Origin of the sequence: Marinomonas pontica, from assembly GCF_036322735.1 — a bacterium.
In the GTDB taxonomy this organism is placed as follows: domain Bacteria; phylum Pseudomonadota; class Gammaproteobacteria; order Pseudomonadales; family Marinomonadaceae; genus Marinomonas; species Marinomonas pontica.
In genome coordinates, this window is record NZ_AP027271.1 from 2,599,825 (window position 1) to 2,613,072 (window position 13,248).

Consider the following 13,248-nt stretch of genomic DNA (forward strand, 5'->3'; position numbering starts at 1 on the left):
TCTATCCAAAACAATTAAGGCCCCTTGGGGCCTTGATTCATCTTATTGTTTGTTACGCATCAACCGACGACGCTCAAAGTCGCGTATTCGTTGACGGCAATGGGCTATCGTTTGGTCGCTCATTGGGGTGCGGCCTTCATCGCGTAATTCTCCCCCCAAATTACGAACCAAGGTCTGAGCTGTCTCAAGCATAAAATCGAACGCTTTCATGCTGTTTTTGGGGCCTGGTAACCCCATAAAGAAGCTCACACCTGGGCAATCACTTTCACCCATCGTATCCAAATCAAAGGTGCCCGGTTCAATGGCATTCGCCATACTAAACTGCACTCGACCGCGATCAAAACCGTCTTCATGTCGGTGGAAAATATCCATTTCGCCGTATCGCATACCACAATTCAAAATCAATTGAAGCAGCTCCATTCCAGAAAAGCTTTCATTCTCTGGAGCGAAAATATTGATCACAATCACTTCTTCAATTTCAGCAATGTCACCTTCGTCCTGATCGTCTTTATCGATGTCTTCTATCACACCATTCGGTGTAACTTGACCAATATCGACTTCGGAATAGTTACGCTCGTAATCTTCTTCTGCATGTTCAGCATATTGATTGGCAGAATCGGCCACGAAGTCCAGATCCAACTCATCCTGCTCATAAAAGCCATCATCAGAATAGTTTTGCTCCGACACGGCCGAATCACCGAAATCACGTTCCGGCACTAACGTGGCCAATTCATCAAGGTACATTTCTTCGCCACGATGCAATTCCGGGCCAGAGTCTACCTTATGCGGAACATCCGTAAGAGGAAGCTTCACTGTCTTTCGAGCATTTTCGAACGCGTTGGTAATCGGGTCTTGTGGCGAACTTGCTCGGTCACTCATGGCCACTTTACTGTAACCAACAGGAGGCCCTTGTCGAACGAGTCCCTCATCGGATTCGTCCTCTTCCGTAAAGCGCTCATCGGCTTGAGTAAACTCTTGCCCTTTTTTATATCGACGAAATCCATCTATGAGAATAACGACAATAATGACGACCCCAATCAAGATCAGCCATTCACGTAAGCTAAATTCCATTGCATATTCCGAATTGCATCAATTAATGTTGACAGTATTATCAAACGAAGCGCCTTAGGATTCAATTACAAGGCTACGTTGATTGCGAAAATCTCTTTACGATTCACTAATAAATTCCGTTTCATACCAATAATTTGGCCTTTTGTCAGATCATTGTCATTCACATTGGCCAACTTAACAATCAGATCAACACGTTTTGCTTGCGCTAAACTGATCGTCGGCATCAGTGAATCAAGGTTTGTGAGCAAGATCGGCTGACCTAAATCTTCGGGAAACACTCGCTGGATCGCCACAGGCATTTTTTGTCCATCGACTACAGCATAGACCAATAACACGTCATCCGGTTGCCAAGTAAGTTTACGGTCATCCCACACCACTTTTACCGCGATTTGATCAGTAATAATAGGCGCAACGTCTTGATAATCAATCTCTCCCATTTTACGAGCTTGAGAAATGGCAGACAGCAACGCCAGTCGCTCGGCGGAATGGTTGCTGTAGCGAATGGCCTCTTGCCACGCCAACACTGCCCCCAGATAGTTTTGTTTGGCAAACTCAGCCACACCTTTTAAATCTAATGCGGTGGCTTGAGTTGGGTCGACTCGCAAAATGGCGTCTACAACTTCTGACATTTTTTGCGTAGCGTGGTTGTCATTCGCATAAAAAATGGCTTGAGCGTATTCCACCAGTAGATTTACTCGGTTCTCCGCATCAATAGGAAGCTCTTCCAAGGCTTTTTCAAACGCCAAAGTGGCTTCTTTATAGCGTTTTGAGCTGACATAATCCGTGGCTAAATAATACCAGTCTTCTACTCGATCATAGCGTTCACTGCGATACCTTAGAAAATGTGTGATTTTGCCAGGAGTCAGACGCTGGTGTTGCAAATCTTGTGTAAAAATAACTTCCTTTGAATAACCCATCCACTGATACAGGCTCACGCTGCCTAAAATGGCCAGTGACATTCCACCTAGCAGCACCCAACGAGCAAAACCAATGTCCGAACGGATACGACGAGATTCAGAGATAGGCGCTTTCGCTTCCTCATCAACATCACGCAGAAGCTGATTCGATTCCACAAGGGTTAAGCGACCACACTCCACCTCTTCCGCGATTTCCTGTCGACGAACGGTGGCAAAAGTTTGCTTTTCTTGCTCGCTCTTTTGGTTAGAAAAATGCGTTGATCGAAACGACAGAGACGCAAACAGAAACACCACACTCAACACCAATATGCTGAGCATTACCCCATAGGCAAAGATCACGAAGCGCGCCCTCGTCGTTTACGATTCATCATGATCACCAGAGTAAACGCACACGCGCCAAGTCCAAGCAAAATAAACGGGCCATACCAAAGCAAAAACGTCCCGGTAGAATGTTGCGGACGATATAAAACAAAAGTTCCATAGCGTGCCACCATATAATCCACCACTTCTTGATCTGTCTTACCTTGCTCAATCATTCGATAAACCAATTCTCGAAGATCAACAGCAATCCCAGCGCCAGAGTCCGCCAAGTTTTGGTTCTGGCATTTAGGGCAGCGCAATTCTTCGACCAAACTTTGATAACGCGCTTTATTGAGAGGTGAACTAAACGTCATTTGCTCCTCAGCCAAAAGAGGAAAAGCACACAACCATGCCACAAAAAGAACAACACACTTCACGATGGTCATTTCATATAACCTCTGATTTCAGGCCAATTTTGCGCATTAATCACGCCTTGGTGTCGATATTGCACGATACCATCACGACTCACCACAAACGTTTCTGGAGCGCCAGTTACCCCCAGATCCACCCCCAAAAAGCCCATTTCATCCATTAATACCAACGCATAAGGGTTACCTTTTTCCTGTAACCATTGCTCCGCCTGTGCCTTTTGATCTTTGTAATCTACCCCGACAACCGTCACACCAGATGCCGCCAGTTCCATTAGAAAGGGGTGTTCTACATGACAAGCTGGGCACCATGTTCCCCAAAAATTAAGCAAATACGGGCCGCTCGGTAAATCGTGTTTGGTCACAACACGATCATCTTGCAAAGACAGCAAACTAAAATCTGGCACCGCTTTGCCAACTAATGCTGAAGGCATGTATTGAGCATCTTTGCCCAATTGCAAATAAAAAACACCACCCAATACCAACATCATCAACAGCGGGAAAAACAATACTATTTTACGCATCACTAAACACCTGCCCGTTTTCGGTAGCGTTTGTCCACGGCTGCCAACAAACCACCCACCACCATTAACAACCCTCCCAACCATATCCAACGCACAAACGACTTCACATAAATACGAACGCCCCATGCAGATTGATCAAGCTGTTCTCCTAACGACAGGTATAAATCACGTGTAAACCCAGCGTCCAGCGCCGCTTCGGTCATGACTTGCTGGCGAGTCGAAAAGAAGCGTTTTTCAGGATGAAGTGTCACAACTTTTACCCCCGCTTTATACACCGTAAACCAGCCTCGACTTGCAACATAGTTCGGGCCTGCTATTTGCTCCATTCGATCAAATTGAAACTCATAACCGGCCACATTGGCGCGCTCTCCAGGAGCCAATCGCAACATAGATTCATGACTATTCACACTGACTAACACAACCCCCACCAACGTCACAGCCATACCAAGATGCGCCAGTAACATAGCGTAATAACTGCGGGGCAATAATCGAGCCCGAGGAATGATGCCCTTTGTCCCAGCAGACACCTTGCTATACCAATCAGCGAAAGATAAAAACACAACCCAAAGCGCCACTCCCAAGCTCAACCAAGCCATCCCCTCAAAGTCATAGCAATAGACCAGCAGACCAGAGCTGATAACCGACAAACTGGCTGCAACGGCGCAACGGATTGCCAGCACCCGAAACGACGTATGATGCCACTTTGACAAAGACCCAATGGCCATAAAGATAATCAACAACAAGGCAATAGGAGTAAACACGGTATTAAAGTACGGAGCACCGACCGATATTTTCCCCAAACCAAATGCATCAAAAATCAATGGGTATAACGTGCCCAACAAGACAGTTAACGTTAAAACCGTCAACAAAATATTATTCAGCAACAACCACGCTTCTCGCCCTGTTGCGCCAAATGACACGCTAGATCGCACCTCTGCGGCACGCACCGCATACAACAATAAACTGCCGCCAACCAGAATCAATAATAATGCAAGAATAAACGCCCCTCGCGTAGGGTCCGCCGCAAAAGAATGCACCGACGTTAAAATGCCAGAACGCACTAAAAATGCCCCCAACAACGACAGGCTAAAGGTAAAAATAGCCAACAATACAGTCCAACTTTTAAAGACACCGCGCTTTTCTGTAACCGCAAGCGAATGCAATAACGCCGTTCCGGCTAACCAAGGCATAAACGACGCATTTTCAACAGGGTCCCAAAACCACCAACCTCCCCAACCTAATTCGTAGTAGGCCCACCAGCTACCAAGCGTTATGCCCAGCGTCAAAAATGCCCATGAAACGGCTGTCCAAGGCCTCGCCCAACGCGCCCATGAAGCATTCAGATTCCCCGTAATCAAAGCCGCTACCGCAAAAGCAAATGCCACAGAAAACCCAACATAGCCCATATACAACACAGGCGGATGAACAATCAAACCAACGTCCTGCAATAACGGATTCAAATCCCCGCCGTCCATAGGAACATCGGGCAAGAGGCGCACGAAAGGCGAAGAGGTAAACAGTAAAAAAGACAAAAAGCCAACCGTCACGGCGCCCAATACAGAAAGAACAATAGGACCAATATCCTCTGGTAACGTACGTATTTTCAATGCGACGGCAGAGCACCATCCCGATAAGATCAGCACCCATAACAACAAAGAGCCTTCATGACCGCCCCATAACGCACTAAATTTATACCAAACAGGCAATTGGCTATTGGAGTTCTGGCTAACGTACAGCACGGAAAAATCATCGCGTAAGAATGCCAAACTCAATGAAAGAAAACTGATGGCAATCAATGCCGACATAACAAACGTCAGCGGACGAGCCGTTGCGAGCAACAGACGATTTTCCTTCCAGTAACCAAGCAATGGCATAACAGCCAAAGACAAAGCAAAGAACAATGACAATATCAGTGAAAACTGACCAATTTCAGGAAACATATAAATGCCAAATTAATAATTAGACGGGGCTGTATTTGCCTTTACAGCAGGCAGCGGACGCGCATTTTTTAGTGCATCAGAGATCTCTGGTGGCATGTATTTCTCATCATGCTTAGCCAGTACTTGAGAAGCTATAAATACACCTTGATTATTCAATTTTCCTTGCGCGACAACCCCCTGCCCTTCGCGAAACAAATCGGGCAAAATACCGCGGTATTCTATCGTGACCTCGTGTTGAAAATCTGTGACATCAAACGACACCGCCAATGTCTTTGCATCACGGACAAGGCTTCCTTTCACTACCATGCCTCCTGCGCGAATATTCGCATGACGCGGCGCGTCTCCCAAGGCAATCTGCGATGGCGAATAAAACAAGTTAATATTTTGCTGAAGGGCGTACAAAACCAACCCCACCACCGCGCTTAAAATCAACACAATGGCAGCGATCATCACAACACGCTTCTTTCTAACTGGATGCATTAGCGAGTGTCTTTCCTCATAAAACGTTGATGTAATGTTTTGCGAATGTCCCGGCGCTGAAACATAGTATGAGAGACCAATCCGACGAGTATGCCTATGCTCACGCCATAAGCCGTCCACACATAAAAGCCGTGCTTACCCATCGCCATAAAATCCATTAGATTATCAAAGGCCATCGCCCAATACCTCTTGCCTTACCCATGCCGAACGCTTCTCTCGCCACAAGATCTCAGACTGCATCCGCCATAACAATAACCCGGCCACGACACCATAAAACCCGATAACCGACACCAACAATGGCAACCACATTTCGACAGGCATCGAAGGTTTTTCGGTGACCGTAAAAGTTGGGCCTTGATGCAACGTGTTCCACCAAATAACGGAATATTTGATAATGGGTAAATTAATTAACCCCACCACTCCCATCACTGCGGCGGCCTTGTTCGCCAACGTCACATCATCTAACGCATTCTGTAATGCGATGATGCCCATATACAGTAAAAACAACACCAATACCGATGTTAGCCTCGCGTCCCAAACCCACCATGTCCCCCATGTTGTCTTTCCCCAAATAGACCCAGACAATAATGCAATCAAAGACATCGCCGCCCCCAAAGGAGCCAGTGATTTAATAAAAATAGGGGCTATTTTCATTTGCCAGACAAGAAAAACAAAACCAGCGATACCCAGCCCTAGATAACAAGATTGCGCCAACATCGCCGCAGGAACATGGATATAAATGATTCGAAAACTGTTGCCTTGTTGGTAGTCTTCTGGCGCAAAAGCCAAGCCCCATACCAACCCAACAAGAAGGCAAAAAACGCCAAAACAAAAGACGGGCAGCGCCCAAGATTTAGACCAATGAAAAAACCACTTTGGCGACCCTAATTTATGAAACCATGTCCAATTCATTAATTCACACTCGCTTTCACGGCAACGGCCGTCATAAAGGGCGATATCACCAAAGACAATAAAGACATGGCCAACAACATCGCCAAAAAACCAAAATACGGTGCCCCTTCTTGTGAGGCCCTTATCGCCGACACGGCAAAAATAATCACCGGAAGATAGAAAGGCAATATCAATAGCATCACCAGCATTGCGCCTTGCCTCAACGATACCGTTAAGGCTGCTCCAATGGCGCCTATCAAAAATAAGCTTGGGGTTCCAAGCACGACCGTCATGATCAACACCCAAAAGCTGCCACTAGGCAAATACAACATCTGCGACAACAGCGGCATCACCATCAACAGAGGCATCACCACGCCAGCCCATTGAACGATCAGTTTAAGTAACACCAACAGTGGTAAATACAACCCACTAACCAGCCATTGTTCTAGCGAACCATCGCGATAATCTTCTTTAAAAATACCTTCTATGACCATCAAGATCGACAGGACAGCAGCACACCAGAGAATACCGCCTGACGCTGGAGCCAAAAACTCAGGCGCAGGGTCAATACCTAGCGGAAACAAAGACACAACGATAATGAAAAATAACACAGCATTAAAAACATCGTGTTTACGGCGCCATAAGACACAAAATTCCGTCATCAAAAAAGAAAAATACGTCATACTAACCACGAAACTTCACGAGCATTTAGAGACAGCACTTCTTGATGAGTGGTGAACAACACCAAACCACCAGCGGAAACGTGCTGTTTGATACGTAACTCCAATAGCGCAACCGCATTGACATCCAAAGTAGCAAAAGGCTCATCCAACAACCAAAGTACTTTGTTTTCTACCCACAAACGAGAAAGAGCAACTCGCTGTTTCTGCCCCGCAGATAATGCCTTAACTTGGGTATCTGCGTAGTCTATGAGCCCCAATTGAGTCAACACTGTTTGCAGGGTTTCTGGCAAGACAGATGGGCAATAATGGCGAATATGTTCACTCACCGTAAGCAAATTCTTTATCCCTAACGAATGCCCAAGATACAGCATATCTTGTTGAAGCGGCCGTCGATCATGTGTGACATCATGACCTAAGTAATGTATCTCACCTTTTAATGGAGACATGACGCCAGCGATCACTTTGAGCAAAGAGCTTTTACCGGCGCCATTTACACCCAAAATACGAATCGCCTCACCCGCCACAAGTTGAACGGATAATCCCGCACACAAATCCCTCTCGTCCCGCTCGATCCAAAGGTCTGATATTGTCAAAGTAGCAACAGCTTGCAAAAGATTTACCCAAGTCGGTCGATATAAAGATCACAGTGTGTTTATTTAGCTACACTGAAGCCCGAACATTATATGAGAATATTTCCAAAATAACGAACCAGCAGGCAAACGGCATGATCTCTGACATTCAGTCTACGCTCAACAGAACATCAGGCAATCAGAGTGCCAATACCACCAGCAGCCGCATCCCAAATTACACGGGGACGATCGCCAAGCTCAGCAGCGAAATAAAGCTAATAGAGAGCCTAAGCGTCATTAAGTTCCAAGGCAGCGAGGCAATTCACTTTCAGGGCAAGCCTGCGCAAATTTTGCATGCAACCAGTGCACAGCAGCCCTTTACCATAATCAATACAGGACAAGCGCTTGATATCAGCACAATCAAGACCGCTCAACTTAATAAAACTGACCCTCTTCAACCCAGCTTAACGATTCCGGTTGAGAGCCAAACCAATAAAGTGGGTAATACGCCACAAACAAGGATCAATCAAAACACTGATTTAACGCTCGCATCACGTGTCGTTCATTTAACCGTTACGTCAACGCCTGCTGGTATGACATCTACCACAATACCTGCAACGGCCATGCCTTCTAATCCATTAGCCAGCCTTCCACCACCCTCTATTGCGCCATCTCCCCCTTCTCATCCCCTCTCCTCGTCACAAGCCCCCCAACCTTCTGGGTCTTTGACAACGAGCTTACCCGCTCAGCCGAGCAACGCCACAGCCAGCGTAGCGACACCACAACAAGTGACCGTTACAGATGGCACATCAGAGTTCCCCATTCTGAGCCAAACGCCACTCAAAAAAGGCGATACACTTCGTGTGCTGGTAGACGCAAGCAATAACATGCAAGTGCTGCCGACCAAGATCACCACAACATCCGTATCACCGCATGTTGAAGCGCTCAAACAAAGCTTACCAAAGCAACTCTCGCTTGGAGATATGACCCAACTCGTCAAACAACTTCAAACGCTGAGCGAATCGTCACCATCGACCTTGCCACCTCAAACCCAACAAGCGCTGAAGCAATTAATGCAAAATATCCCTAACTTGGCAGCATTAACCACATCGCCAGACGCCATGAAACAAGCAATGCAAACCAGCGGCGTGTTTACTGAAACTCTGCTGGTCAATGACAGCAAAACTCTTATTCCTGCCGACCTGAAACTTAACCTAACTAGACTAAAAGAAACTCAAGACAACGTCAGTACGGGACGGTTCGCAAGCATACCAACCGAGCAAATAGCCAATGCCATAGAGCGCATTACGACCAACCAGCTGCGTCATTTTTCAGACCCAAACCAGATATCAACAATAACGTACCCGCTGCACATTGAACTCCCAATAAAACAGGGGCAGTCGCTCAATTTTGTGCAAATAGCCATTGATAAAGACGCCAGTACACAAGAACAAACAAAACAAGACCGCCGCTGGCTGGTAAAGCTAAAATTTGACTTTGAAGAAACGGGTCGATTTGATGCGCGAGTCAGCATACAGGCAAACAAAGTCGGCATTCTATTTGCGGCTGAAGACCCAGAAACAGTTCAGAAACTACAGAAAAACATGTCTGCACTAAAGCAGCAGTTAAAAGACAAAGATATTGAGGTAGAAAGGTTAGATGCCTTTCAAACGAAACTGGAAAAAGACACTATAAATGTGACGAAAAGCCAATCTTTGATTGACGTGAGGACCTAATGCAAAAAGCAGTAGCGCTGAAATACGACTACACCGCAGCACCAACAGTGACAGCAAAAGGCAGCGGTTTGCTCGCAGAGAAAATAATGGCCGTAGCAAAAGACAACGATGTCCTGCTTCACCAAAGCCCAGAACTAGTAGAGATGCTCAGCACCTTAGAATTGGGGGAAGAAATACCCGAGTCGTTATATTTAGCCGTTGCAGAAATTATCGCCTTCGCTCACCAAATAAAAGACCATCAGTGGTAATCGGAGTTTCTTCGTGATTCCTGTTTCAACAAGCTAATTAATTCTGCTTCGGCGCGAATCAAGCCGCATTTAGAGACTAAATCATCAATGGTTGCGCCCATTTCAAGCAACTCCATCGCACGATTATAAGAGACCCCACCTTCTTTAGATAAGATCTCAGATTGTTTTTCAACGGCAAGATTCAATTTTTTCTCAATCGCCACCAAACGACGCCCCATTCCAATAGAACCGGAAGCAAGCACTTGCACCTGCTTCTTTTGGCTTGACTCTGCCTCAGCGTGTTCACGCTTCAGTAAAGCCAATCGTTTCGATAATCTAAAGGCCCACACTACCACCGCGATCAAAATCACGAACTGCAGCATTAATAGGAGGTTAAATAACCATTGAGATTCCATCTAGTACAGCTACCTTAAATTACATCGATCCTACTTCAGACCATTCATCTTCGGATAACAACTTATCCAAATCCACAAGAATCAATAAGATATCATTTTTATGGCAAACACCTTGAATAAATTTTGAAGATTCATCGTTACCAACATTTGGGGACGGCTCAATTTCTGACTGACGCAGATACACCACTTCAGACACCGCATCGACCAAAATCCCAATCACATGACCTTCTACTTCCAAAATCATGATACGGGTGGCATCCGTAATATCACCTGAAGGCAAACCAAAGCGCTGACAAGTGTCGATCACAGTAACGACCGTACCACGTAAATGAATAATACCTAATACAAAATTAGGCGCACCAGGCACAGGGGCAATTTCAGAGTAACGCAGTACTTCTTTAACTTGCATAACATTAACACCATAGATTTCATTCTCTAGACGGAACGTTACCCACTGCAACATTGGATCTTCTGACTGATTTGCGCTTTTTAACGCGATGCTAGTTGCCATTATTCATCTCCAAAGATCAAAAATGATCATTTCAATTATTTGAGCGCGTTTTTAAACCCATTCTTTGGGTCATCCAACAATTCTATAAAACCCTGTACATCCAGTATGGCACACATATGATCAATTACTGTACCCGCTAACCAAGGACGTTTGCTGCGATCACTTCGCCATTTTACTTGCGAAGGCTCTAAAGTAATCGCTTCTGCTACACGCTCACACGCTACGCCCCAATCAGAGCGATCCAACTGAATGACAAACTTAAAGTTCTCTTTCAAAACGCCTTTATAGTGATTCGGCATAACCCACAACGCCGTGTCCACAGTTCGAAGGTTAAACTCACCGACATTTGCCACCCCCATAAACCACTCAGGCTGACCAAATATAGAGGTTAGTTTGTCACTTCCACTCTGGAAAATACCACCTAATTCAACCAGCGGCACAGCCATTTTCAAACCACCGACATAAAACAGCAGACATTCAAAGCGTCCTGTAGCCCAAGGCAAAGGGTCCGTCTTCGCCACTCGACTCGTTTTTTCTGGCTCTGGCTCTGGCTCTGGCTCTGGCTCTGGCTCTGGCTCTGGCTCTGGCTCTGGCTCTGGCTCAATAGTATTTAACACTTCATTTTCTAACGGCCACTCTATTTCTTCACTTGAAATGGCCTCTTCAAAATCTTTAAAAGACGCATCTAACGAAGTGAGATCATCTTCACTCAACTCAGAATCCGTATCAGGCGTTACGTCAGCCGCCTCTGAGTCGACATCATTTACATCTGCCGTTTCTGAAATGGGGTTCTCACTTTCAGAAAGCGGTATCGTTGTTGCTTCTTGCAGCAGATCATCAAGGTAGCGCTGTAAAGCCACCTGAGGTCCGATCAAATCCTGCTCTTTGCTTTTTGTTTCTTTCATAAACTATTACTATCCCGCTGGGTTCAGCAAAGAATCCATCAGACTTGCATATGCCTTAATTCCTCGGGCATTTGGATCCAATGCGGAAGGAGCAATGCCTGCGGTACTGGCATCTCGTAATTTGGTATCGACTGGAATGACCGAATGCCAAACCAATTCCTCGTAAGTATCTTTTAAATTGCGCAAGCTTTTATTCGAGGCTTGCGTTCGTCTGTCGAAGAGCGTTGGTACAATCACGAAAGGAACAGGACGCTTTCTGGCACGATTAATCATCGTCAGAGTCCTCACCATGCGCTCTAACCCTTTGATCGCCAAAAATTCTGTTTGTACCGGTATCACAAGTTGCTGACAAGCCGCTAACGCATTAATCATCAATACACCCAGCACAGGTGGGCTGTCTATTAAGACGTAGTCGTAATCATCCCAAAGAATCGCCAATGTTTTTGAAACAACCAATCCCATGCCACCTTGCGATTGAGCATGACGCTCTAATGTTGCTAATGCGGTAGAAGCAGGCAATAAAGACAAATTGGGATGTCCTGTTTCTAAAATCAAGGACGCGGGTAGATCTTCAGGAATTTTTCCTGTTGTCTGGAAAAGGCTATAGGCACTTTTTTCAATAGAGTCAGGATCAAAACGAAAGTAGCTCGTCAATGAACCATGCGGATCAAGGTCGATCATTAACACTCGATTTCCAGCATCAGCTAATAAGCCTGCTAAAGAAACTACTGTCGTCGTTTTGCCAACGCCGCCTTTTTGATTCGCCACTGCCCAAATGTGCACTCTGACTCCCCTGATACCCTATGCTGTTATTTTGCTTACGAATTCCTTGCAATCATATACAGTAATACGCTATTGAAACAAGTAATCATGTAGATTATCAGCACCACGCTTACTAATTCGCAAAATTACCCGACGATTTTGCTGGCGGGCATAGTCATTCGTATTTCTAACTTTGGGGTGCTCTCCAGAAAAGCCCATAGGAGCAATCATCTTTGGATCCACGCCTCGGTACACCAACTCATCCACAACAGACGAAGATCGCAGGCTAGACAAATGCCAATTAGATACCAAACGTCTCGAATTAACAGGCGTATCGTCCGTATTGCCTTCCACCAAAATAACCGAAGGGTGTGCTTTTAAAATATTTGCCACCAAAATGAGCAAAGCAACCGCTTCATTGGTTAACTCATATTCGCCCTGACCAAACAACAGTCCAGATTTAAGTTCTAAGCTGACCCAGTCAGCCGACTCAGTTACCGATATTTGACCTGTTGCGTGCAAACCGGAAAACTGGTTTTCAACCACTTGGCTTAATAAGGAATAAACGGCAGAAGATTTTTCTTCTTCGATTGTTGGCGGAGTAGCAGGAATTGGTTTTGCTTCAACGACTTCTGTGTCTTTTGGTTCACCAACAATTGGCTCCCCAATATTAATCGGTTTGATGGATTTTTGAACCGCTTCAAATACACCATGAAGGGTTTCTTTTAGTCGTTGCTCGTCACCGGAGTTTTTAAGCGAGAGGGAATAAAGGGCAACAAAAAAAGCAAATAGAAGAGTAATAAAATCGGCGTAGGAAAGAATCCATCGATCTCGACCTTGCACACCCGAAGAAGATGGCTTAGCTGCCATCCTTCGACGCTTGGAGGT

The 13,248-nt window shown here is 45.7% G+C and carries 17 protein-coding genes; 2 read left to right on the forward strand and 15 right to left on the reverse strand.

The annotated features are described in order from the left end of the window. Positions 1-42 precede the first annotated feature (42 nt). The 10 genes from zipA to ccmA all read right to left on the reverse strand — a co-directional run bounded on the left by zipA (position 43) and on the right by ccmA (position 7,827). Positions 43-1,071: a cell division protein ZipA gene (zipA, locus tag AABA11_RS12225; RefSeq protein WP_265728146.1), complete on the reverse strand. Its 1,029-nt coding sequence runs from the start codon at positions 1,069-1,071 to the stop codon at positions 43-45. A 65-nt stretch (positions 1,072-1,136) separates the two neighbouring features. Then, positions 1,137-2,327, reverse strand: coding sequence for a tetratricopeptide repeat protein (locus AABA11_RS12230; RefSeq protein WP_338268303.1), 1,191 nt, complete (start codon positions 2,325-2,327; stop codon positions 1,137-1,139). Further along, complete coding sequence (locus AABA11_RS12235) at positions 2,324-2,734, reverse strand: cytochrome c-type biogenesis protein (RefSeq protein ID WP_265728144.1); 411 nt, start codon at positions 2,732-2,734, stop codon at positions 2,324-2,326. The genes AABA11_RS12230 and AABA11_RS12235 overlap by 4 nt, the downstream gene beginning before the upstream one ends. Beyond that, complete coding sequence (locus AABA11_RS12240; protein ID WP_338268306.1) at positions 2,731-3,240, reverse strand: DsbE family thiol:disulfide interchange protein; 510 nt, start codon at positions 3,238-3,240, stop codon at positions 2,731-2,733. Before AABA11_RS12240 ends, AABA11_RS12235 begins: the two co-directional genes overlap by 4 nt. 2 nt (positions 3,241-3,242) lie before the next feature. Further along, on the reverse strand, positions 3,243-5,180 hold the full coding sequence (locus tag AABA11_RS12245; RefSeq protein WP_338268310.1) for a heme lyase CcmF/NrfE family subunit: 1,938 nt from the start codon (positions 5,178-5,180) through the stop codon (positions 3,243-3,245). A 12-nt stretch (positions 5,181-5,192) separates the two neighbouring features. Next, positions 5,193-5,660, reverse strand: coding sequence for a cytochrome c maturation protein CcmE (ccmE, locus tag AABA11_RS12250; RefSeq protein WP_338268313.1), 468 nt, complete (start codon positions 5,658-5,660; stop codon positions 5,193-5,195). Beyond that, positions 5,660-5,836: a heme exporter protein CcmD gene (ccmD, locus tag AABA11_RS12255; RefSeq protein ID WP_265730184.1), complete on the reverse strand. Its 177-nt coding sequence runs from the start codon at positions 5,834-5,836 to the stop codon at positions 5,660-5,662. Before ccmD ends, ccmE begins: the two co-directional genes overlap by 1 nt. Next, positions 5,826-6,572, reverse strand: a complete 747-nt coding sequence (locus AABA11_RS12260; protein WP_338268314.1) for a heme ABC transporter permease — start codon at positions 6,570-6,572, stop codon at positions 5,826-5,828. The genes ccmD and AABA11_RS12260 overlap by 11 nt, the downstream gene beginning before the upstream one ends. After that, positions 6,572-7,234 carry a heme exporter protein CcmB gene (ccmB, locus tag AABA11_RS12265; RefSeq protein ID WP_265730183.1) on the reverse strand — a complete coding sequence of 221 codons (663 nt, stop codon included), beginning with the start codon at positions 7,232-7,234 and terminating at the stop codon, positions 6,572-6,574. Before ccmB ends, AABA11_RS12260 begins: the two co-directional genes overlap by 1 nt. Beyond that, on the reverse strand, positions 7,231-7,827 hold the full coding sequence (ccmA, locus tag AABA11_RS12270; RefSeq protein ID WP_338268317.1) for a cytochrome c biogenesis heme-transporting ATPase CcmA: 597 nt from the start codon (positions 7,825-7,827) through the stop codon (positions 7,231-7,233). The genes ccmB and ccmA overlap by 4 nt, the downstream gene beginning before the upstream one ends. Before the next feature lie 131 nt (positions 7,828-7,958). Here ccmA and fliK point away from each other — a divergent pair, with 131 nt between their 5' ends. After that, entirely contained in the window at positions 7,959-9,539 is a 1,581-nt protein-coding gene (fliK, locus tag AABA11_RS12275) for a flagellar hook-length control protein FliK (RefSeq protein ID WP_338268318.1), read from the forward strand. Further along, positions 9,539-9,787, forward strand: a complete 249-nt coding sequence (locus AABA11_RS12280) for an EscU/YscU/HrcU family type III secretion system export apparatus switch protein (RefSeq protein ID WP_265730180.1) — start codon at positions 9,539-9,541, stop codon at positions 9,785-9,787. The genes fliK and AABA11_RS12280 overlap by 1 nt, the downstream gene beginning before the upstream one ends. Here AABA11_RS12280 and AABA11_RS12285 read toward each other — a convergent pair. The 5 genes from AABA11_RS12285 to AABA11_RS12305 all read right to left on the reverse strand — a co-directional run bounded on the left by AABA11_RS12285 (position 9,778) and on the right by AABA11_RS12305 (position 13,230). Then, entirely contained in the window at positions 9,778-10,182 is a 405-nt protein-coding gene (locus AABA11_RS12285) for a DUF2802 domain-containing protein (RefSeq protein ID WP_265730179.1), read from the reverse strand. The two genes, AABA11_RS12280 and AABA11_RS12285, sit on opposite strands and share 10 nt — an antisense overlap. A 19-nt stretch (positions 10,183-10,201) precedes the next feature. After that, positions 10,202-10,693 carry a chemotaxis protein CheW gene (locus tag AABA11_RS12290; protein ID WP_265730178.1) on the reverse strand — a complete coding sequence of 164 codons (492 nt, stop codon included), beginning with the start codon at positions 10,691-10,693 and terminating at the stop codon, positions 10,202-10,204. A gap of 35 nt (positions 10,694-10,728) precedes the next feature. Then, positions 10,729-11,598: a chemotaxis protein CheW gene (locus AABA11_RS12295; RefSeq protein WP_338268324.1), complete on the reverse strand. Its 870-nt coding sequence runs from the start codon at positions 11,596-11,598 to the stop codon at positions 10,729-10,731. A 9-nt stretch (positions 11,599-11,607) separates the two neighbouring features. Next, positions 11,608-12,381 (reverse strand): ParA family protein, encoded by a 774-nt coding sequence (locus AABA11_RS12300; RefSeq protein WP_265730176.1) that lies wholly within the window; start codon positions 12,379-12,381, stop codon positions 11,608-11,610. A 69-nt stretch (positions 12,382-12,450) separates the two neighbouring features. Next, on the reverse strand, positions 12,451-13,230 hold the full coding sequence (locus AABA11_RS12305; RefSeq protein ID WP_338268328.1) for an OmpA family protein: 780 nt from the start codon (positions 13,228-13,230) through the stop codon (positions 12,451-12,453). Positions 13,231-13,248: the final 18 nt, after the last annotated feature.

What these genes read in the sequence shown, in the direction of transcription:
- AABA11_RS12305 (WP_338268328.1), bottom strand. Translation starts at nt 13,230, where the DNA reads ATGGCAGCTAAGCCATCTTCTTCGGGTGTGCAAGGTCGAGATCGATGG.
- AABA11_RS12285 (WP_265730179.1), bottom strand. Translation starts at nt 10,182, where the DNA reads ATGGAATCTCAATGGTTATTTAACCTCCTATTAATGCTGCAGTTCGTG.
- zipA (WP_265728146.1), bottom strand. Translation starts at nt 1,071, where the DNA reads ATGGAATTTAGCTTACGTGAATGGCTGATCTTGATTGGGGTCGTCATT.
- ccmB (WP_265730183.1), bottom strand. Translation starts at nt 7,234, where the DNA reads ATGACGTATTTTTCTTTTTTGATGACGGAATTTTGTGTCTTATGGCGC.
- ccmE (WP_338268313.1), bottom strand. Translation starts at nt 5,660, where the DNA reads ATGCATCCAGTTAGAAAGAAGCGTGTTGTGATGATCGCTGCCATTGTG.
- AABA11_RS12295 (WP_338268324.1), bottom strand. Translation starts at nt 11,598, where the DNA reads ATGAAAGAAACAAAAAGCAAAGAGCAGGATTTGATCGGACCTCAGGTG.
- AABA11_RS12280 (WP_265730180.1), top strand. Translation starts at nt 9,539, where the DNA reads ATGCAAAAAGCAGTAGCGCTGAAATACGACTACACCGCAGCACCAACA.
- AABA11_RS12235 (WP_265728144.1), bottom strand. Translation starts at nt 2,734, where the DNA reads ATGACCATCGTGAAGTGTGTTGTTCTTTTTGTGGCATGGTTGTGTGCT.
- AABA11_RS12245 (WP_338268310.1), bottom strand. Translation starts at nt 5,180, where the DNA reads ATGTTTCCTGAAATTGGTCAGTTTTCACTGATATTGTCATTGTTCTTT.
- AABA11_RS12290 (WP_265730178.1), bottom strand. Translation starts at nt 10,693, where the DNA reads ATGGCAACTAGCATCGCGTTAAAAAGCGCAAATCAGTCAGAAGATCCA.
- AABA11_RS12240 (WP_338268306.1), bottom strand. Translation starts at nt 3,240, where the DNA reads ATGCGTAAAATAGTATTGTTTTTCCCGCTGTTGATGATGTTGGTATTG.
- AABA11_RS12260 (WP_338268314.1), bottom strand. Translation starts at nt 6,572, where the DNA reads ATGAATTGGACATGGTTTCATAAATTAGGGTCGCCAAAGTGGTTTTTT.
- ccmD (WP_265730184.1), bottom strand. Translation starts at nt 5,836, where the DNA reads ATGGCCTTTGATAATCTAATGGATTTTATGGCGATGGGTAAGCACGGC.
- fliK (WP_338268318.1), top strand. Translation starts at nt 7,959, where the DNA reads ATGATCTCTGACATTCAGTCTACGCTCAACAGAACATCAGGCAATCAG.